The sequence below is a fragment of the Streptomyces sp. GbtcB6 genome (genome assembly GCF_019091475.1).
In the GTDB taxonomy this organism is placed as follows: domain Bacteria; phylum Actinomycetota; class Actinomycetes; order Streptomycetales; family Streptomycetaceae; genus Streptomyces; species Streptomyces hyaluromycini.
Map to the genome: position 1 here is coordinate 44572 of NZ_JAGXJL010000014.1, position 17712 is coordinate 62283.

A 17712-nucleotide genomic window follows, 5' to 3' on the forward strand; every position below is an offset into this window, starting at 1 on the left:
ACCCATGGCGTCCGTCGCCCGCTTGCGCAACGTGGTGATCGACTGTCCGGACCCGCGCGCGCTGGCCGCCTTCTACGCCGCCGTCATCGGCGGCTCCCTGGTGGCCGAGGAGGACGACTGGGTCGTGCTGAGGCTGCCGGACGGGCTGCGGCTGGGGTTCCAGCTGGCGGAGGCGTACACGCCGCCCGAGTGGCCGCGGGCCGACCACAACTCCCAGCAGTTCCATCTCGACTTCGACGCGGGTCCGACGTGGGAGGACGTCGACGCGGCGGAGAAGAAGGTGCTGGCGCTGGGGGCGCGGCTGCTGCGGCGGGAGGAGGACCCCGTGGCGGAGGACTTCCGGGTGTTCGCCGACCCGGCCGGGCATCCGTTCTGCCTCTGCCGGATCGACTGATCGGCTGATCGGCTGATCGGCTGATCGAGCCCCGGCCGAGCAGGTCCCGGCCGAGCAGGCCCCGTCTGGTCAGGCCCCGCCCGGTCAGGCCTCGATGTCGGCCGGCCGGGGTGGGTTCGGTTCCCTGCGGCGCTGGGTCGCTCGGGCGGTGAAGTCGGCGCTGCGCAGGGCCCGCTGGACGTTGCCCCAGGTCAGCAGGGACAGCTCGGTCTCCGACCAGCCGCGTCGGAGCAGCTCGGCGATCAGGTGGGGGTAGCACGAGGTGTCGTCGAGGTCGCGGGGGTGGGCGAAGCCGGAGTCGTAGGTGCCGGACAGGGCGACGCACTCGGGGCCCGCGACCACGCGGACGTGGTCGAGGTGGTCGGCGACGTCCGGGACGGACGGCCCGGTCTGCTCGGCGGTCAGCGGCACCATGCACACGCCCTTCTGCTCCCCCAGCCGCGCGAGCAGTTCGTCGGAGAGGTTGGCGGGGTGCGGGCGTACGGCCGCGGCGGCGGAGCGGGTGCACAGGACCGGTGTCTTGGAGAGCGCGAGCACTCGGGCGAGCGTGGCCTCCGGGGCGCCGGACAGGTCGGCGAGCACCCCGAGCCGGTTCATCTCCCGGACCACCTCCTCGCCGAACCGGGTCAGCCCCTCCTCCCCCGCCCAGGCGGCACCGGCCAGGGAGAGCACGCGCAGGCCCAGGGACTGCAGGACCCGCAGGATGCCGAGGGAGTCGTCGAGGGCGGCGGCGGAGGCCGGGCCGAGCACCACGGCGACCCGGCCGCAGTTGCGGGCGTCGATGACCTGCCCGGCGGTGCGCACCAGCCGGAGCCCCTCCGGGTGCGTCTCGACCACCCTGCGCACCAGGTCCAGCTGCTCCAGGGTGGCCCCGACGGCCCGCTCGCCCCGCTGCCGTTCCGGCACCTGCAAGGACCAGAACAGCGCGCCCACGTGCCCCTCGCGCAACCGGGGCACGTCCGTGTCCACGGCCGCCTCGCCCAGCTCCAGGTCGTACCAGGGCAGCGGCGAGAGCGCCCGGGACAGCCCGCTGTAGCCGTCCGCGACCGGATGCGCCTCCAGCAGCGCGTGGGCCCGCTCCAGGAACGCGGCGCCGGACTCCACCGGGAACGGATCGTCCGGGAGACAGTCCTCCCTGCCGACCTCGGTCGTGGGGTGGATGTCGTGCTGGAGGTCGGCCATGAAGGGCTCCGTACGTCGCGTGACCTACGTCGTGAAGGGGCTGTAGCCCACCGTCGCACGCCTGCCCGGGAGGGTTCCTGGTGGACGGGGCGTTCGGGGGTACGCCGCGTCCACCACGCCGCTCAACCCGGTGCGGGACCGGTACTTCATGCACGTGGGCGGGGCAGCCGGCAACACCGACTGCCCCGCCCTCGCCGATCAGCCGTCCAGCCCGTCCTGCCCGTCCTGCCCGTCCAGCTCGGAGATGGTCGCGTTGGACGGCCCCCGCGTCTCCTGGAGGTCCCGCGCCACGTCCTCCGCCGCGCCCAGCACCCGGACCGCGTTCTGCCAGGTCAGCTTGGCCAGGTCGGGCCTGGACCAGCCGCGGTCCAGCAGCTCGGCGACGAGGTTGGGGTAGCCGGAGACGTCGCTGAGGCCGTCGGGGGTGAAGGCGGTGCCGTCGTAGTCGCCGCCGATGCCGAGGTGGTCGATGCCGGCGACCTCGCGCATGTGGTCGAGGTGGTCGGCGACCGTGGCGGTGGTGGCGATCGGGCGGGGGTGGCTCTCCTCGAAGGCCCGGTGGATCTTCATCGCGTCCTCGGTGGTGTCGAGGTGGTGGAAGCCGTGGGCGCGCATGTTGTCGTCGGCCGCCGCCGTCCAGTCGACCGCCGCCTGGAGCACGAACTTCGGCACGAACGTCACCATCGCCATGCCGCCGTTGCCGGGGAGGCGTTCGAGGACGTCGTCCGGGATGTTGCGGGGGTGGTCGCAGACGGCCCGGGAGGAGGAGTGGGAGAAGATCACCGGGGCGGTGGTGGTGTCGAGGGCGGCGCGCATGGTCGTGGCCGCCACGTGGGAGAGGTCGACCAGCATGCCCAGGCGGTTCATCTCCCTCACCACCTCGCGGCCGAAGGCCGACAGACCGCCCACGTTCGGCTCGTCGGTCGCCGAGTCCGCCCAGTCGTTGTTGTCGTTGTGAGTGAGCGTCATGTAGCGCACGCCCAGCTCGTACAGACCGCGCAGGGTGCCCAGCGAGTTGTCGATGGAGTGGCCGCCCTCCGCACCCATGAGAGAGGCGATACGGCCTTCCGCGCGCGCCGCCTCCATGTCAGCGGCGGTCAGCGCGGCCCGCAGGTCGGCCGGGTAACGGGCGATCAACTGCCGTACACAGTCGATCTGTTCGAGGGTCGCCGGGACCGCGCCCGGCAGGTCCGAGCGGACGTACACCGACCAGTACTGCGCACCGACCCCGCCCTCGCGCAGACGCGGGATGTCGGTGTGCAGGTGCGCGTTCTGGTGGGTGGCGATGTCACGGGCGTCGAGGTCGTAGCGGACCTGCTCGCGCAGTGCGTACGGCAGGTCGTTGTGGCCGTCGACGACCGGGAACTCGCGCAGCAGGGACCGGGCTTCGTCGAGAGAGGTCATTGCGTATTGCTTCCCGGAGTCCTACTTGCCGAAGCCGAAGCCGTTCGACCCCTCGACCTTGGCACGCAGCCGCTTGCCCTTGTCGGTGGCCTGGTCGTTGAGGTCCTGCTGGAAGTCGCGCATCTTCTGCAGCAGGTCCTCGTCGTGCGCGGCGAGGATCCGGGCGGCCAGCAGGCCCGCGTTGCGGGCACCGGCGACCGAGACCGTGGCGACCGGGACGCCGGCCGGCATCTGCACGATGGAGAGCAGGGAGTCCATGCCGTCCAGGTACTTCAGCGGGACGGGCACGCCGATGACCGGGAGGGGGGTCACGGAGGCGAGCATGCCCGGGAGATGGGCCGCTCCCCCGGCACCCGCGATGATCACCTTCAGACCGCGCTCGGCGGCCTGCTCGCCGTACGTCACCATCTCGCGCGGCATGCGGTGCGCGGAGACGACGTCGACCTCGTAGGCGATCTCGAACTCGTCGAGGGCCTTGGCGGCGGCCTCCATGACGGGCCAGTCGGAGTCCGAACCCATGACGATGCCAACAACGGGGCTCATTCGGTGATCGTGCCTCTCAGGTAGCCGGCAGCGTGACGTGCGCGCTCGAGAACGTCGTCCAGGTCGTCGCCGTAGGTGTTGACGTGGCCGACCTTACGGCCGGGCTTCACGTCCTTGCCGTACATGTGGATCTTCAGTTTGGGGTCGCGGGCCATGCAGTGCAGGTACGCGGAGTACATGTCCGGGTAGTCGCCGCCCAGGACGTTGACCATGACCGTCCATCTGGCGCGGGGCCGCGGGTCGCCCAGGGGCAGGTCGAGAACCGCCCGCACATGGTTGGCGAACTGGCTGGTGATCGCGCCGTCCTGGCTCCAGTGGCCGGAGTTGTGCGGGCGCATCGCCAGTTCGTTGACGAGGATGCGGCCGTCGCGGGTCTGGAACAGCTCGACGGCCAGGTGGCCGACCACGCCGAGCTCCTTGGCGATCCGCAGGGCCATCTCCTCGGCCTGCAGGGCGAGGGACTCGTCGAGATCGGGGGCGGGGGCGATGACCGTGTCGCAGACGCCGTTCACCTGCCGGGACTCGACCACCGGGTAGGCGACGGCCTGGCCGTGCGGGGAGCGTACGACGTTGGCGGCGAGCTCGCGGACGTAGTCGACCTTCTCCTCGGCGAGGACGGGCACGCCGGCCCGGAAGGGGTCGGTGGCCTCCTCGGCGGTCTCCACGACCCACACGCCCTTGCCGTCGTAGCCGCCGCGGACCGTCTTGAGGACGACCGGGAAGCCGTCGCCCTCGGCGGCGAAGCGGACCACGTCCTCCGCGTCGGTCACGATGCGGTGCCGCGGGCACGGCACGCCGATCGCGTCGAGCTTCGCCCGCATCACGCCCTTGTCCTGGGCGTGCACCAGCGCGTCGGGACCGGGGCGCACGGGGATGCCGTCCGCCTCCAGGGCCCGCAGGTGCTCGGTGGGGACGTGCTCGTGATCGAAGGTGATCACATCGCAGCCCTGCGCGAAGGCACGCAGCGTGTCCAGGTCGCGGTAGTCGCCGATGACGACATCGCTCACCACCTGGGCCGCCGAGTCCTGAGGAGTGTCACTGAGGAGCTTGAACCTGATGCCCAACGGGATGCCCGCCTCGTGTGTCATACGAGCGAGCTGACCCCCGCCGACCATGCCGACTACCGGGAACGTCACGCCCCTAGGGTATCGGCCGCGCCAGGGTGGCTGGTTTCCGCGCCCTCGACCAGGGCTCTTACCTTCCGCTTCGCCGCCTCTTGCCCCGCTTTTCCGGTGCTCTTTCCAAGCCGTTCCCGACCTGTGTCGCCATCCACAGGCGTGGGACATACTGGGTCGTTAGAGTGGCTGGGTCGCCAATACCTACGGACGGGAGCCAGCACAACCATGGAACGTGGTTCCTCGGGGCTGCAACGGCTCGTACGCGAGGTCGCCAAATTCGGCGCGGTCGGCGGGGCCGGCATTCTCGTCAATCTCGGCGTGTTCAACGTGGTCCGGCACGTCACCGACCTGCCGGTGGTGCGGGCCAGCGTCATAGCGACCGTTGTCGCCATCGTCTTCAATTACCTCGGCTTCCGCTACTGGACGTACCGGGACCGCGAGAAGAGCGGCCGTACCAAGGAACTCACCCTGTTCCTGCTGTTCAGCGCGGTCGGCCTGGTGATCGAGAACGGTCTGCTGTATCTCGCCACCTACGGCTTCGGCTGGGACAGCCCGCTGCAGAGCAACGTCTTCAAGTTCGTCGGCATCGGCGTGGCGACGCTGTTCCGTTTCTGGTCGTACCGCACCTGGGTGTTCAAGGCGCTGCCGGCCCGCGAGACGGTCGCGGACGCGGAGGCCATCCTGGAGCGGGCCGCCGACACCGAGAAGCCCAGGCAGCAGGTCCGCTAGGACGCCTCAGCGGACCATGGGCAGGTCTTCGTCCGGCTTGTGCGGCGGCGGGGTGCGGGACAGGAACAGGCCGAACACGGGCGGCTGAGCCTGGAGCAGCTCCAGACGGCCCCCGTCGGCCTCGGCGAGGTCACGCGCGACGGCCAGCCCGATCCCGGTGGAGTTACGGCCGCTGATGGTCCGCTCGAAGATGCGGTTGCCCAGGTCGGCCGGGACTCCGGCACCCTCGTCGGTCACCTCGACCACCGCCTGGTTGCCGGTCACCCTGGTCCGCAGGGCGACCGTGCCACCGCCGTGCATCAGCGAGTTCTCGATCAGCGCGGCCAGCACCTGCGCCACCGCGCCCGGCGTGCCCACCGCCCGCAGATGCCGTTTGCCGGAGCTGACGATCGCCCGGCCGTAACTGCGGTAGGCGGGCCGCCACTCGGCGAGCTGCTGCTGGATGACCTCGTCCAGGTCGAAGGAGACGGCGGAGCCGGTACGCGGGTCGCGGGAGTTCGTCAGCAGCCGCTCGACGACGTCCGTCAGCCGCTCCACCTGCGTCAACGCGACGTTCGCCTCCTCCTTCACGATGTCCGGGTCGTCGGTGAGGGTGATCTCCTCGAGCCGCATGGACAGCGCGGTCAGGGGGGTGCGCAGCTGGTGGGAGGCGTCGGCGGCCAGGCGCCGCTCGGCGGTGAGCATCCGCCCGATCCGCTCGGCGGAGGAGTCCAGCACATCGGCGACCCGGTCCAGCTCCGGGACGCCGTACCGCTTGTGCCGGGGCCGCGGGTCGCCCGAGCCGAGCCGCTCGGCGGTCTCGGCGAGGTCGGTGAGCGGGGAGGAGAGCCGGTTGGCCTGCCGGATGGCGAGCAGCACGGCGGCGATCACGGCGAGCAGCGCGACGGCCCCGATGATCAGCAGCGTACGGCCGACCTCCCGGGTCACCGTGGAGCGCGGCTCCTGGACGGTGACCGTCTCGCCTTCCTCACCGTCGGCCGTGTAGTGGATGACGTCGCCCTCGGGCTTCACCCCGAGCTCGATCGGCGGCTTGCCCGGGATCCGGATGACGGCGTACTGCTCCTTGCCGACCTGGCTGCGCAGTATCTCGGCGGTGACGTCCTCGTCCCCGAGAATCCGGCTGTCGACGATGCTGGCGAGACGCAGGGCCTCGGAGTCGACGCGTTCCTGAGCGCTGTTGCTGATGGTCCGACTCTCGACGATCACCAAGGAGACGCCGAACACGGCGATGACGACGAGTACGACGGCGAGGGTGGACTGAATCAGACGCCGCCGCACGTCAGCGCCCCGTCAGGGGCGCGGGGAACTGTGCGACCAGCCCATGACCAGGGCTGGTCGCACACTGTGATGTACCACCCACGGCGCTCCGCACTCAGCTCTTCTCGAACCGGAACCCGACACCACGCACGGTAGCGATGTACCGAGGGTTCGCCGCATCGTCGCCGAGCTTCTTGCGCAGCCACGAGATGTGCATGTCGAGCGTCTTGGTCGACGACCACCACGTGGTGTCCCAGACCTCCCGCATCAGCTGGTCCCGCGTGACGACCCGCCCCGCGTCCCGCACCAGCACCCGCAGCAGGTCGAACTCCTTCGCGGTGAGCTGGAGTTCCTCGTCGCCCATCCACGCCCGGTGCGACTCCACGTCGATCCGCACCCCGTGCGTGGCCGGCGGCTGCGCCGGCTCCGCGGCACCGCGCCGCAGCAGCGCCCGCACCCGGGCGAGCAGTTCGGCGAGGCGGAACGGCTTGGTGACGTAGTCGTCGGCGCCCGCGTCGAGACCGACGACGGTGTCCACCTCGTCGGCCCGCGCGGTCAGGATGAGGATCGGCACGGCGTGGCCCTCGGCACGCAGCCGGCGCGCGACCTCGAGGCCGTCCATGCCGGGCAGCCCGAGGTCCAGCACGACCAGGTCGACGCCGCCCTGCATTCCGGCGTCGAGCGCGGTGGGTCCGTCCTCGCGCACCTCGACCTCGTAACCTTCCCGGCGCAGTGCGCGGGCCAGCGGCTCCGAGATGGACGCGTCGTCCTCGGCGAGCAGTACACGGGTCATGGGGTGATGGTAGTCCGATTACGCGCAGTACTGGAGTGTGATCGGCACCAGGGATTCTTACCTTGGGGCACAGTGGTACGAACCTATGGGCGAAAGGTGCGATCGTAGGAGGGACCTTCGAAACCGGGTGCGAGGTTGCACCGACACCTGTGATCCCTGTCTCAAGTCCTTCCATATCCGGCAGTGTCCTGACGTACAGTGACGTGAACGCCTGTAGTACACCCGGTGACCTTTGGTGGGCATATCGACGCTGAAGGTCTCTTTTGTGTGCGGGCTGGCCTGCCAGCCTTGAAAGGAATGACCTCTGGCCGGGCTCCGGACGCGACACAGCGTCACGGGGCGTGGATCCCGGTGGTCGCCGTCCGCCGCTCCGCGACCCGGGGCGAACTCCCCTGGGCGTGGGATGGACGGTCCGACCCGCCGGTGCCGGCCGCTCCCCCCACGGGCGCGCAGAGCCCCACCGCGCGCTCCGACCAGCAAGGAACGACCATGGCGTCCAGCCTGACGAAGGACTCGGTCCGACCGGGCACCCCCGGTTCCGAGAAGACCTTCTTCGGCCACCCCCGCGGACTGGCCACTCTCTTCATGACCGAGATGTGGGAGCGATTCTCCTACTACGGCATGAAGGCCCTGCTCCCGCTGTACCTGGTCGCTCCCGGCGGCCTGCACATGAGCGCGGCCACGGCGACGGCGATCTACTCCGTCTACCTGTCGCTCGTGTACCTGCTCGCCCTGCCGGGCGGCTGGTTCGCCGACCGTGTCCTCGGCCCCCGCAAGACGGTCGCCGTCGCGGGCGTGATCATCATGCTCGGTCACCTGACGCTGGCGCTGCCCAGCTCCGGCACCTTCTTCGCGGGCCTCGGCCTGGTCGCCATAGGCTCAGGCCTGCTGAAGGCCAACATCTCCACGATGGTCGGCCACCTGTACGACGGTCCGGACGACCCGCGCCGTGACGGTGGCTTCACGCTCTTCTACATCGGCATCAACCTGGGCGCGTTCGCCGCGCCGCTGGTCATCGGCACGGTCGGCGAGAACTACAACTGGCACATCGGCTTCGCGCTGGCCGCGCTCGGCATGGCGCTGGGTCTCGCCCAGTTCCTGCTCGGCACGCGCCACCTGAGCTCGCGCTCGGACATCGTCCCGACGCCGCTGTCGGACGCCGAGAAGAAGGCCACGCTGACGAAGGCCGCGGTGTGGGCGGGCGTCGCCGCCGTCTTCTACCTCGTCGTGGGTGTCTCCGGCGTCTACACGCTGAACTGGCTGCTGGTCCCGATCACCATCGCCGGCCTGCTGATCCCGGTCGTCGTCATCGCCCGCATCAAGCGGGACAAGGACCTGGACCGCGCCGACCAGTCCAAGATGAGCGCGTACATCTGGTTCTTCGTGGCCGCCGCGGTCTTCTGGATGATCTACGACCAGGGCGGCTCCACCGTCTCCCTGTTCGCCGACGCGTCCGCCAAGAACACCATCTTCGGCTGGAACTTCCCGGTCTCCTGGTACCAGTCCGTCAACCCGGTCATGATCATGGCGTTCGCGCCGGTGTTCGCCTGGGCGTGGCTGGCGATGGCGCGGCGCGGCAAGGAGCCGAGCACGGCCGTGAAGTTCGCCGGTGGTCTGGTGCTGATCGGTGCGTCGTTCTTCCTGTTCCTCGCGCCGCTGTCGATCGCGGACGGCGGGCACAAGGCCGCGGCGATGTGGCTGGTCGGGATCTACTTCGTGCAGACCGTGGGTGAGCTGTTGCTGTCCCCGGTGGGTCTGTCCGTGACGACCAAGATGGCTCCGGCGAAGTACGCGTCCCAGATGATGGGCGTGTGGTTCCTCGCGGTCACCGCGGGTGACGCGACGACCGGTCTGCTGTCCATCGCGGGTGTCGACCTGAACAAGACGGGGATCGTGGCGTTCCAGGCGGTGCTGGCGGTGCTTGCCGGTGCGGCCGTGTGGATGTACCGGAAGAAGGTTCGGGAGCTTATGGGAGACGTTCACTGATCGTCTTCTGACAGAGGGCCACCGCATTCTTTGGAATGGGGTGGCCCTCGTACGTTGTCGGCAAACGGTGCGTGGGGGTTGATCGCGCCCACGCGGCGGAGCCGCATATCAAATACAGCCCCGCGCCCCTGAGTCGATTACCTCGTCCTCTTTCGAGGCATGAACGTGAAGACCGCGCCGCCCAGCAAGATGGCCGTTCCTGCCACCAAACCCAGCGCCTTCACTGCGCCATTGCTGCTGTCGCCGGTCTCCGCGAGTCCACCGCTGCTGCTCGACGAACCGCCCGACGTCGTCGAACCCGACGCCCCGCTCGCCTGCTCGGTCGTGTCCAGAGTCAGGGAGACCGCCGTCTTCGTCGGCGTGCACGTCGTGGTCGTACCGAGGGCCTCGACCGTCAGGACGCCCGGCGACAGGGTCGACTCGCCGCTCGCCCCCGGCTTGTACGTGCCCGTCAGGTCCGGGATCTCGATCGGGTCGCCGGACTTGATCGCGGAGGAGTTGGTGGGGCCCTCCACATGGACCGTGCCCGTGTCGGCGCCGCCCAGGACCACCTCCATCGACGGTTTCACCGAGTCCGCCGGGATGTCGGCGGGGCTGTCCATCACCGACCCGTTGAACTGCACGGTGAGGTCGAAGCTGCCGCCGTCCTTCTTGGCGTTGATCTGCACCGGCGAGGTCGCGCTCTTGTCGCCGATGGGCGTCTTGCAGGCGTAGGGGATCTCGACCTCCTTGCCCGTGAAGTCGGTCTGGCCGCTGCCCGTGCCGTCCGAGGCCGAGGCCGAGGCGGAGGCCGACGTGGAGGCGGAGGCCGACGCCGAGTCGGACGGGCTCGCCGAGTCCGACGGGGAGGCCGATCCGGAGTCCGTGGGCGACGCCGACGCGCTCGACGAACCGTCCCCGGCCGTCACCTCGATCGTCGCAGCCTTCGGCACCGTCTCCGTCGGGGTGCACACGGTGTTCGTCCCGTAGGCGTTGACCGTGTACGCGTCCGGCGTGAGCGTCACCTCGCCGGGCGACGTCAGTTTCAGGGTGCCCGTCATGTCGGACAGCACCATGTCGCCGCCCTTGGGGATCGCCGGGTTCTCACGCGGCCCCTGCATGGCGATGTCGGCGGTCTGGGCGCCGGCCGCCTTGACCGTGCCGGACGGCTGGACCGTGTTCGCGGGCAGGTCGATGATGTCCGGGTTCTTGGACGCGGCCTGGACGAACTTCCAGGTGATGTCGACGGTGTCGCCGACCTTCGCCGTGGCGGGCGCGGTGATCCCGACCTTCGTGGTCCCGTCGATCGGGTCGGCGACCCCGGCGGGCGGTACGCAGTGCGTCGCGTACGACACCTCGGCCGCCTGGGCCGGGCCGGCGGCCGCGCCCAGCAGGGCGCCGGCCCCGGCGAGGACCAGCGCGGCCGCCGCCGCACCCGCTCTGACCGGTGTCACTCTCCTTCGCATGATCACGTGGGTCCTTTCGTGGTCGGAGTCGTGGGACTCGTGGAGCTGTCGTCGTGCGGTGCGGAGAGCCGGTCGGCCGTCGCGCCCGGATCGAAGTCCGGGGTGAACCACGGCAGGGTCGAGGAGGTTGCGGAGGTCGTCGAGGGCGCGGCCTCCGGGGGGCGCAGGCCCGGCACGCGGAAGACCGGGCGGGGTACTCCCCGGTGCCGGATGCCGCCGGCGCGGGGCGGCCGTACCCGGTCCACCACGGCCATGCCGATGCGGAAGACCGCGGCCGGGACGACCACGCAGAGCAGGAGCCAGAAGAGGGTCACGCCCCAGGGGCGGCCGACGCCCCAGGGCTGCTCGGCGAGGGCCTTGCCGTCGTACCTGAGGGAGACGACGTAGTCGCCGTGCGCCCCGGCGGAGAGTTCGACGGGCAGTTTGACCTGCGCCTTCTTGCCGGGCGCGAGGGTGCCGCGCCACTGCTGCTCGTCCCACTGCGGGGCGAACACGCCGTGTGCGGTGCCGACCTGGAAGACAGGGTCCTTCAGGGTGGAGGTGCCCGCGTTGCCGATGGTGAAGACGAGGGTGCGGGAGGGGGGCGCGCCGAACCAGGTCAGCAAACCCGAGGAGCCGTCGAGGCGGGTGTCGGTGAGCATCGACAGGCGGCCGCCGGTGGACTCGGCGGGCAGGGCCTTGACGGGGTGTCCGGCGACCTTGAAGGCGGCGTCCGCGTCGGCGGTCGCGCCGGTCACGATGGCCACGTGCACCACGCAGGGGCAGGGGACCGGCGGTTCGGCGACCGGGAGCTGCTTGCCGAAGCCGCCGTTCGCGTCGGTGGTGACGGCCCGTCCGTCGGCGTTGGCGCAGGAGTTGGTGCCGCCGATCACGCCCCGGGACGGGCTGGACTGGCCGCAGATCAGCATCATCAGCAGGGTGTGCGGCCGCCAGCCGGTGCCGCTGACGGTGACCGAACCGCCGGTGCCGGCCTGGGACTTGGAGACCTTGACGGTCGGCCCGTCGGCGGCTGCCGCCATGGGCGCCGCCAGGAACAGCGAGAACACCGCCGTCAGTATCAGGAACGCCCGCACCCTCACCTCACCGCTCCCGTCAACTCGGCTTTCGTGGAAAGGGGTTCGGCCGCGTGGTCGGCACGGCGCCGACGCCGTCGTACGACCGTCACGGCAGCGCCTGCCGTCAGCGCGCCCGCGGTCCCCGCCACCGCACCCCAGGGCACGAACCGTGCCCGCGTGGTCGCCGTGTCATGGGCACCACCCGCCGCCGTCGCCGTCAGACGGACGTCGACCGCGTCCAGGGCCGGGGGGCCGGGCCAGGGCTCGCTGAGTGCGGTGCGGCTGCCGGGGGCGAGGCGGACGGAGAGGGTGCGAGGGGCCCGGTCCAGGAGGTCGCGGCCGAAGACTCCCTCGGCGTGCACGGCCAGCTTCGGCACCAGGACCGTCGTACCCCGGTTGACCAGCTCGTACGTGATGCGGTCACCGTGGACGGCGACGTGTTCGACGGTCAGCGCGGAGAGCGCGGGGCCGCCGACGCGCAGCCGGATACGGACGGTGGCGGTGCGGCCGTCGGCGTCCTTCGCGACGAGTGTGCCGGCGCGGTCGCCGGGGGCCGCGCCCGCCGGGACGGTCACCGTGAAGGGGACGTCGGCGCGGGTGCGGGCGGGAACGCGCACGCTCGGCTCGGCGAAGGTGACCGGGACGCCGGTGCCGGTGCCGGACAGCCGTACCGTGACCGGGTGCCCGCCGGAGTTGGTCACCGACACGGTGTCCTGGAGGACCGCCCCGGGGGCGCCCTCGGCGTAGAAGGAGGGGCGGCCGCCGCCCGCGGGCGCGAGGGACCAGCTCGTGGCCGCCGACGCGCGTGGGACGGTGGCGAACAGGGTCAGCGCGGTGAGACCGAGGACACGGGCAACGGTCTGGGCGGACGGCATGGGCGGCTCCAGCGGTCGGACCCGGAGGGTCAGCGGCGTACGGTCTGGTTCCGCCGGGTCAGCCAGAGCGTGCCGGCCGCGCCCGCGAGCAGCACGGTGCCGCCCAGGGTGCCGAGGGCGACGAACGAGTCCTCGGGGCCGGTCTTCGGGAGGGTGCCTCCGGAGTCGGTGCCGGTGCTGCCGGACGACGATCCGGAACTGCCGGAGCTGCTCGAACCGCCGCCTGCCGCGGTCACGTCCAGGGTCAGGGACGGGCCGGGGTTGTTGGTGGGGGTGCAGGTGGTCGTCGTGCCGAGCGCCTTGATGATGAGCGTCCCCGCCGTGAACGTCACCTTGCCGGACTTCTCCGGGGTGTAGGTGCCGCTCAAGTCGTTGATCTTGATGGGGGTGTTGGCGGGGATCGCGGCCTGGTTGGCGGCGCCGGTGACGTTGACGGTCCCGCTGTCGGCGCCGCCGAGTTTGATGGTGGCGCTCGGGCTCATCGCGCCCTTGCCGAGTTCGACGGGGCTGGAGGAGACGCCCTTCTGCCAGGACATCGTGATCTTGTAGCCGCTGCCGCTCTTCACGCCGGTGATGTCGATCGGGGAGACGGCACTCTTTTCGCCGATCGGCGTCTTGCACTGGTAGTTGACGTTCACGACGGTGGCGTGCGCCGCCGGGGCGGCCAGCAGCACCGCCGACCCGGCCAGGGCGGCGGCGGACGCGAGCACGGCGGTACGTTTCGGGTACGACGACACGGTCGGTCCACCCCATTCGCTACTGACGAGGTATCAGATTCGGCCGTCAAGGTACGCCGGGGCTCATGAGGAGGGAAGAGAAAGGGCGTGGCGGAAGTGTGGGGATACCGACGCGCCTGCAGCGCCCCGTGAGGGGCGCGGGGCTGTGTTTGATATGCGGCTACCGCCGCGTGGGCGCGAGCAACCACTCACAACCCGCAGCCGCGAACGACCACAAGGCGGCACCCCCTTAGGCAGGTGCCCCCAACTCCGCCCACACCGTCTTCCCGGCCGTCCCCGGCGTCCGCACAACACCCCAGTCCAGACAGAGCCGTTGGACGATGAACATCCCATGCCCCCCGGGCCGCCCCGCCCGATGCGGCGTCCGCGGCGCCGGCTGCCCGGCCCCCCGGTCGGACACCTCCACCCGGATCACCTTCCGGTCGCAGGCCAGGAACAGCTCGTCCGGCCCCTCCGCATGCAGGCACGCGTTCGTGACGAGCTCGGAGACGACGAGCAGCACGTCCTCGGCGGCGGCCCTGCGGTCGGCGGTCGCGGCCGGCAGCCACCCCCACGCGTACAGCGCCTGGCGGGCGAAATCGCGGGCGAGCGGTACGACCCCGCTCTCGCCGTGCAGGCGCAGCCTGCGGACCTGACGACCCCCCGTCGAGGCGGACGGCTCGTCGGACGCCGCCTCCCCGGACATCCCGGAAGCACCGCTGGGCTCCGGGCCGCGGTCGCCCGGCGGGTAAGGCCGGGTGGTGCTCATCAGCGCTTCACCTCACCGTTTCACCGGTTCACGATTCAAAAGTTCGCGTTGCTGCAGTTTCGTACGGGCCGGTCGGCGCGCTCCACTCGGACGTGGCCGGGTCGGACGCCGGCAGATCCAGAATCTCTCCTGCCCGAGCGATCCCCGGGAACACCCCCCGGTTCCGGACGCCTGGCCGGCAGGGGCTCAGCCCGTGCCGCCGGCCGCGCCGTCCTCGTCGGCCAGCGCCGCCTCGGCGGAGTCGTGGACGGTGAAGACCGCCTCGGCCCCCGTGATCTCGAAGACCCGGGCGACGACGGGCAGCATCCCGGCGAGGTGCACCCCGCCCCCGGCGGCCTCGGCCCGCAGCCGGGCGCCGAGCAGCACGTTCAGCCCGGTGGAGTCACAGAACTCAAGTCGTGAGCAGTCGACGACAAGGCGTGCGAACCCCTTGTCGAGGAGATCGTCGAGCGGTTCGCGCAGTAGGTCGGCGGTGTGGTGATCGAGCTCACCCGCCGGAGTCACGACGGCGCTGGAGCCTGCTTCCCGCACCTCCACCAGCAGCCGGCCCGACTGTGCGCTGCCGACCGTCCCGTGGTCCATTGCCGTCTCTCTCCCGAGGTCGTGACCGCTTCTGCCACCGTCCGACCGATGTCCGACGATGCCCTCCCATGTCCGCCGAACGCCTTGGCGACGCCCTCGAACATTACGCCTTCTGCACGCAACCCGACACCCGAACAACCTCTTGAAACGGGACAAACGATAATAGAACGGACTTGCGAGTGGCTCGGCGGAGCGGGTAGGGCTAGTAGGGACACGCAACCGACACGGCCGGCTTTGGAGGCGCCGCACACCGCAGTGCACGCACGGCTTCGGCAGCCTCATTGCCGAGAACGATGGAGGACACCATGTCACCCCGGCTCGACGCCTCGCATACCCCGACCGCGACGTCGACACCCCCACCGGAACCACTGGATGCCATCGAGGGATTCTTCGCGGGACTCGGCCTCCCGGAGATCCCCCCGTACGACGAGGTCGACGCGGTCGACGCGCGAGCCCTGTCCAAGACCCTCTTCGAGCGGCTGGAGTCGCTGGAGGAAGGCACGCACGAGTACGCGTACGTCCGCAACACCCTCGTCGAACTGAACCTCGCGCTGGTCAGGTTCGCCGCCTCCCGCTTCCGCTCCCGCAGCGAGCCGATGGAGGACATCGTCCAGGTCGGCACCATCGGCCTGATCAAGGCGATCGACCGCTTCGAGCTCTCCCGCGGCGTCGAGTTCCCCACCTTCGCGATGCCGACGATCATCGGCGAGATCAAGCGCTTCTTCCGCGACACGTCGTGGTCGGTACGCGTCCCGCGCCGCCTCCAGGAGCTCCGCCTGGACCTCGCCAAGGCGGGCGACGAACTGGCCCAGAAACTGGACCGCGCCCCCACGGTCGCGGAACTCGCGGAACGCCTCAGCCTCTCCGCCGACGAGGTCGTCGAGGGCATGGCGGCGTCCAACGCCTACACGGCCTCCTCCCTGGACGCACAACCCGAGGAGGACGAGTCCGAGGGCGCCCTGGCGGACCGCATCGGCTACGAGGACCACGGCCTGGAGGGCATCGAGTACATCGAGTCCCTGAAGCCCCTCATCGCCGAACTCCCGCCCAGGGACCGCACCATCCTCTCCCTCCGCTTCGTCGCGGGCATGACCCAGTCGGAGATCGGCGACGAACTCGGGATCTCCCAGATGCACGTCTCCCGCCTGCTGTCCCGCACCCTCGTGCAGCTGCGCAGGGCGCTGACTTTGGAGGAATAGCCCCGGCCGGACCGCCCCCGCCGCCGGGGCGCCGGGGATCCCCCCGCCCCGGCGCGCAGCGTCTTCGGCCAAAGCTCCCCCCGCACCGTCACTCGCACCCCAAACTGGCCGGTACGTCAGGAAGGACGGCCCGCGAGAAGGGGTACACCATGGTCCAGGACATCCAGGGCGACCCGCCCCCGGACGCACGCCTGACCGAACTCCTGCGCGCCCCCGCCCCCACCGCCTACCCCGCCCTCCAGGAACTCCGCACCCGTCACCACCCCGCGGTCCTCGGCCACGCCCGCCTGTGCACGGCCGGCGACGCGGCGGCCCGCCGCCTTGCCGCGCAGACCTTCGGCACCGCCGCCCGCGACATCGCACACGGCGCCGAGCCGGTCGTACCGCTCCGCCACCACCTGCTCCTGCTGACCGCCCGGCTGGCCGCCGACTGGTCGCACGACGAGCGCTCCGCCGCCCTGGACCCCACCCTCCTGCTGGTCCTGAACTCCTCCGGCACCCCCGGTGTCCCCGGTGTCCCGCCCCCGCCCCTCCTCCCGGCGTTCCAGTCCCTGCCGTCCCGCACCCAGGGCCTGGTCTGGTACGGCGTGCTGGACCGGGAGCCCGCCGAACGGACCGCCACCTACCTCGGCCTGACCCCCGAGGACGTCCGGTACGACACCCCGTCCGCCCTCCAGTCCCTGGCCCAGGCCTGCCTGCGCACCCGCCTGGCCGCCTCGGACGACCCCCGCTGCGCGGACTTCCGCCGCCTGATCGAGGAGTCGGTCCGCCCGGAGAACCCCCGTCACAGCCCCGACCTGCACGCGCACATGGCCCGCTGCCCCCACTGCACGGCCGCGTTCGAGGACCTCACCGCGCTCCGGGACACCCCGCGCGAGACCCTGGCGGAGGGCCTGCTGCCGTGGGCCGGAACGGCGTACGCACGCCACGACATCACGCCGGCGCCTTCCACCGACCCCGACCCGGCCTCCGCGCCGCCCCGGGAACGCCGCCTCCGGTCCCGGCGCCTCCTGCTCACCTCCACGGCACTGGGCGTGGCCCTCGTACCGCTGCTGCTGCTCCTGCTGAACCGCCCGGCCCCGCACACCCGGCCCCCGGCGGCCGCCACTCCCCAGGTGCAGGTGACAGTGACGGCGACCGTCTCCGCTTCGCCGTCGCCCAGCGCCGCGAGACCGTCACGCGGCCCGTCCCCGAGCCCGTCCGCCACCCCGACGCGATCGGCGTCACCGACCCCGTCCGCGGCCCCGAAGCCCCCGGGCACCGCCTACGCCCAGGTCGTGAACGCCGCCACCGCCCGCTGCCTGGACGTCCGCGACGCCGACTTCGGCAACGGCGACGACGTCGTCACGGCCCCCTGCTCCGCCTCCCCCACCCAACGCTGGCGGGTCGACACCGCCCGGGGCGTCCTGCAGTCCGCCGCGGACCCCGACTTCTGCCTGGACAGCCGGGGTTCCGTCGACAAGGGCATCGGCATCTGGAGCTGCGCCTCGGTGGACGGCGACCACGGCATCAACCTCCGGTTCACCGTGACCCCCGACGGCGAGATCCGCCCGGCCATCGCCCTCGAAACGGCCCTCACCGCGAACGGCGACGACGAACTCTCCCTGCCCCCGGTGAACGACACCACGGCCCAGCACTGGCGGGCGGGGGCAGGCTGACCTTCCC

General features: G+C 71.2%; 17 protein-coding genes. 5 read left to right on the top strand and 12 right to left on the bottom strand.

Going from position 1 to position 17712, the window contains the following annotated elements:
• Positions 1-4 precede the first annotated feature (4 nt).
• Positions 5-394: a VOC family protein gene (locus KVT45_RS23955; RefSeq protein ID WP_217550693.1), complete on the top strand. Its 390-nt coding sequence runs from the start codon at positions 5-7 to the stop codon at positions 392-394.
• 84 nt (positions 395-478) lie between these two features.
• Here the strand turns inward: KVT45_RS23955 and KVT45_RS23960 are convergent, their stop codons facing one another.
• The 4 genes from KVT45_RS23960 to KVT45_RS23975 all read right to left on the bottom strand — a co-directional run bounded on the left by KVT45_RS23960 (position 479) and on the right by KVT45_RS23975 (position 4659).
• Positions 479-1576, bottom strand: coding sequence for a dipeptidase (locus KVT45_RS23960; protein ID WP_217550695.1), 1098 nt, complete (start codon positions 1574-1576; stop codon positions 479-481).
• A gap of 198 nt (positions 1577-1774) precedes the next feature.
• Positions 1775-2980, bottom strand: coding sequence for a dipeptidase (locus KVT45_RS23965; RefSeq protein ID WP_217550697.1), 1206 nt, complete (start codon positions 2978-2980; stop codon positions 1775-1777).
• 21 nt (positions 2981-3001) lie between these two features.
• Entirely contained in the window at positions 3002-3523 is a 522-nt protein-coding gene (gene purE, locus KVT45_RS23970; protein ID WP_217550699.1) for a 5-(carboxyamino)imidazole ribonucleotide mutase, read from the bottom strand.
• Positions 3520-4659 (bottom strand): 5-(carboxyamino)imidazole ribonucleotide synthase, encoded by a 1140-nt coding sequence (locus tag KVT45_RS23975; RefSeq protein ID WP_089102317.1) that lies wholly within the window; start codon positions 4657-4659, stop codon positions 3520-3522. The genes purE and KVT45_RS23975 overlap by 4 nt, the downstream gene beginning before the upstream one ends.
• Before the next feature lie 207 nt (positions 4660-4866).
• Here KVT45_RS23975 and KVT45_RS23980 point away from each other — a divergent pair, with 207 nt between their 5' ends.
• A complete protein-coding gene (locus tag KVT45_RS23980; protein ID WP_217550701.1) occupies positions 4867-5370 on the top strand; it encodes a GtrA family protein in 504 nt (167 codons plus the stop codon).
• A 6-nt stretch (positions 5371-5376) separates the two neighbouring features.
• Here KVT45_RS23980 and KVT45_RS23985 read toward each other — a convergent pair whose 3' ends face one another.
• Together KVT45_RS23985 and KVT45_RS23990 are read right to left on the bottom strand one after the other, a co-directional pair.
• Entirely contained in the window at positions 5377-6648 is a 1272-nt protein-coding gene (locus KVT45_RS23985) for an ATP-binding protein (RefSeq protein WP_217550703.1), read from the bottom strand.
• Positions 6649-6742: 94 nt separating this feature from the next.
• Positions 6743-7420: a response regulator transcription factor gene (locus KVT45_RS23990; protein ID WP_016436346.1), complete on the bottom strand. Its 678-nt coding sequence runs from the start codon at positions 7418-7420 to the stop codon at positions 6743-6745.
• A 489-nt stretch (positions 7421-7909) separates the two neighbouring features.
• Between KVT45_RS23990 and KVT45_RS23995 the strand changes: the two genes are divergently transcribed.
• Complete coding sequence (locus KVT45_RS23995) at positions 7910-9406, top strand: oligopeptide:H+ symporter (protein ID WP_217550705.1); 1497 nt, start codon at positions 7910-7912, stop codon at positions 9404-9406.
• A gap of 137 nt (positions 9407-9543) precedes the next feature.
• Here the strand turns inward: KVT45_RS23995 and KVT45_RS24000 are convergent, their stop codons facing one another.
• The 6 genes from KVT45_RS24000 to KVT45_RS24025 form a co-directional block, all read right to left on the bottom strand.
• Positions 9544-10851, bottom strand: coding sequence for a hypothetical protein (locus tag KVT45_RS24000; RefSeq protein WP_217550707.1), 1308 nt, complete (start codon positions 10849-10851; stop codon positions 9544-9546).
• A gap of 2 nt (positions 10852-10853) precedes the next feature.
• Positions 10854-11870, bottom strand: a complete 1017-nt coding sequence (locus tag KVT45_RS24005) for a hypothetical protein (RefSeq protein ID WP_254647288.1) — start codon at positions 11868-11870, stop codon at positions 10854-10856.
• Positions 11871-11926: 56 nt separating this feature from the next.
• Positions 11927-12781: a hypothetical protein gene (locus KVT45_RS24010; RefSeq protein ID WP_217550711.1), complete on the bottom strand. Its 855-nt coding sequence runs from the start codon at positions 12779-12781 to the stop codon at positions 11927-11929.
• 29 nt (positions 12782-12810) lie between these two features.
• Positions 12811-13518 (bottom strand): LPXTG cell wall anchor domain-containing protein, encoded by a 708-nt coding sequence (locus tag KVT45_RS24015; protein ID WP_217550713.1) that lies wholly within the window; start codon positions 13516-13518, stop codon positions 12811-12813.
• A 229-nt stretch (positions 13519-13747) separates the two neighbouring features.
• On the bottom strand, positions 13748-14266 hold the full coding sequence (locus tag KVT45_RS24020) for an ATP-binding protein (RefSeq protein ID WP_089102308.1): 519 nt from the start codon (positions 14264-14266) through the stop codon (positions 13748-13750).
• A gap of 186 nt (positions 14267-14452) precedes the next feature.
• Complete coding sequence (locus tag KVT45_RS24025; protein ID WP_217550715.1) at positions 14453-14848, bottom strand: STAS domain-containing protein; 396 nt, start codon at positions 14846-14848, stop codon at positions 14453-14455.
• A gap of 305 nt (positions 14849-15153) precedes the next feature.
• On the opposite strand from KVT45_RS24025, the gene KVT45_RS24030 reads away from it, so the two are divergent.
• Together KVT45_RS24030 and KVT45_RS24035 are read left to right on the top strand one after the other, a co-directional pair.
• Positions 15154-16047: an RNA polymerase sigma factor SigF gene (locus KVT45_RS24030; protein WP_217550717.1), complete on the top strand. Its 894-nt coding sequence runs from the start codon at positions 15154-15156 to the stop codon at positions 16045-16047.
• Between the two features lie 149 nt (positions 16048-16196).
• The gene (locus tag KVT45_RS24035; RefSeq protein WP_217550719.1) at positions 16197-17705 is read left to right on the top strand and encodes a ricin-type beta-trefoil lectin domain protein; all 1509 of its coding nucleotides are present in this window, start codon (positions 16197-16199) and stop codon (positions 17703-17705) included.
• The last annotated feature ends 7 nt before the right edge of the window (positions 17706-17712 follow it).

Coding starts and splice junctions, on each gene's coding strand:
- KVT45_RS23955 (WP_217550693.1), top strand. CDS start 5: ATGGCGTCCGTCGCCCGCTTGCGCAACGTGGTGATCGACTGTCCGGAC.
- KVT45_RS23960 (WP_217550695.1), bottom strand. CDS start 1,576: ATGGCCGACCTCCAGCACGACATCCACCCCACGACCGAGGTCGGCAGG.
- KVT45_RS23965 (WP_217550697.1), bottom strand. CDS start 2,980: ATGACCTCTCTCGACGAAGCCCGGTCCCTGCTGCGCGAGTTCCCGGTC.
- purE (WP_217550699.1), bottom strand. CDS start 3,523: ATGAGCCCCGTTGTTGGCATCGTCATGGGTTCGGACTCCGACTGGCCC.
- KVT45_RS23980 (WP_217550701.1), top strand. CDS start 4,867: ATGGAACGTGGTTCCTCGGGGCTGCAACGGCTCGTACGCGAGGTCGCC.
- KVT45_RS23990 (WP_016436346.1), bottom strand. CDS start 7,420: ATGACCCGTGTACTGCTCGCCGAGGACGACGCGTCCATCTCGGAGCCG.
- KVT45_RS23995 (WP_217550705.1), top strand. CDS start 7,910: ATGGCGTCCAGCCTGACGAAGGACTCGGTCCGACCGGGCACCCCCGGT.
- KVT45_RS24000 (WP_217550707.1), bottom strand. CDS start 10,851: ATGCGAAGGAGAGTGACACCGGTCAGAGCGGGTGCGGCGGCGGCCGCG.
- KVT45_RS24005 (WP_254647288.1), bottom strand. CDS start 11,870: ATGGCGGCAGCCGCCGACGGGCCGACCGTCAAGGTCTCCAAGTCCCAG.
- KVT45_RS24010 (WP_217550711.1), bottom strand. CDS start 12,781: ATGCCGTCCGCCCAGACCGTTGCCCGTGTCCTCGGTCTCACCGCGCTG.
- KVT45_RS24020 (WP_089102308.1), bottom strand. CDS start 14,266: ATGAGCACCACCCGGCCTTACCCGCCGGGCGACCGCGGCCCGGAGCCC.
- KVT45_RS24025 (WP_217550715.1), bottom strand. CDS start 14,848: ATGGACCACGGGACGGTCGGCAGCGCACAGTCGGGCCGGCTGCTGGTG.
- KVT45_RS24030 (WP_217550717.1), top strand. CDS start 15,154: ATGTCACCCCGGCTCGACGCCTCGCATACCCCGACCGCGACGTCGACA.
- KVT45_RS24035 (WP_217550719.1), top strand. CDS start 16,197: ATGGTCCAGGACATCCAGGGCGACCCGCCCCCGGACGCACGCCTGACC.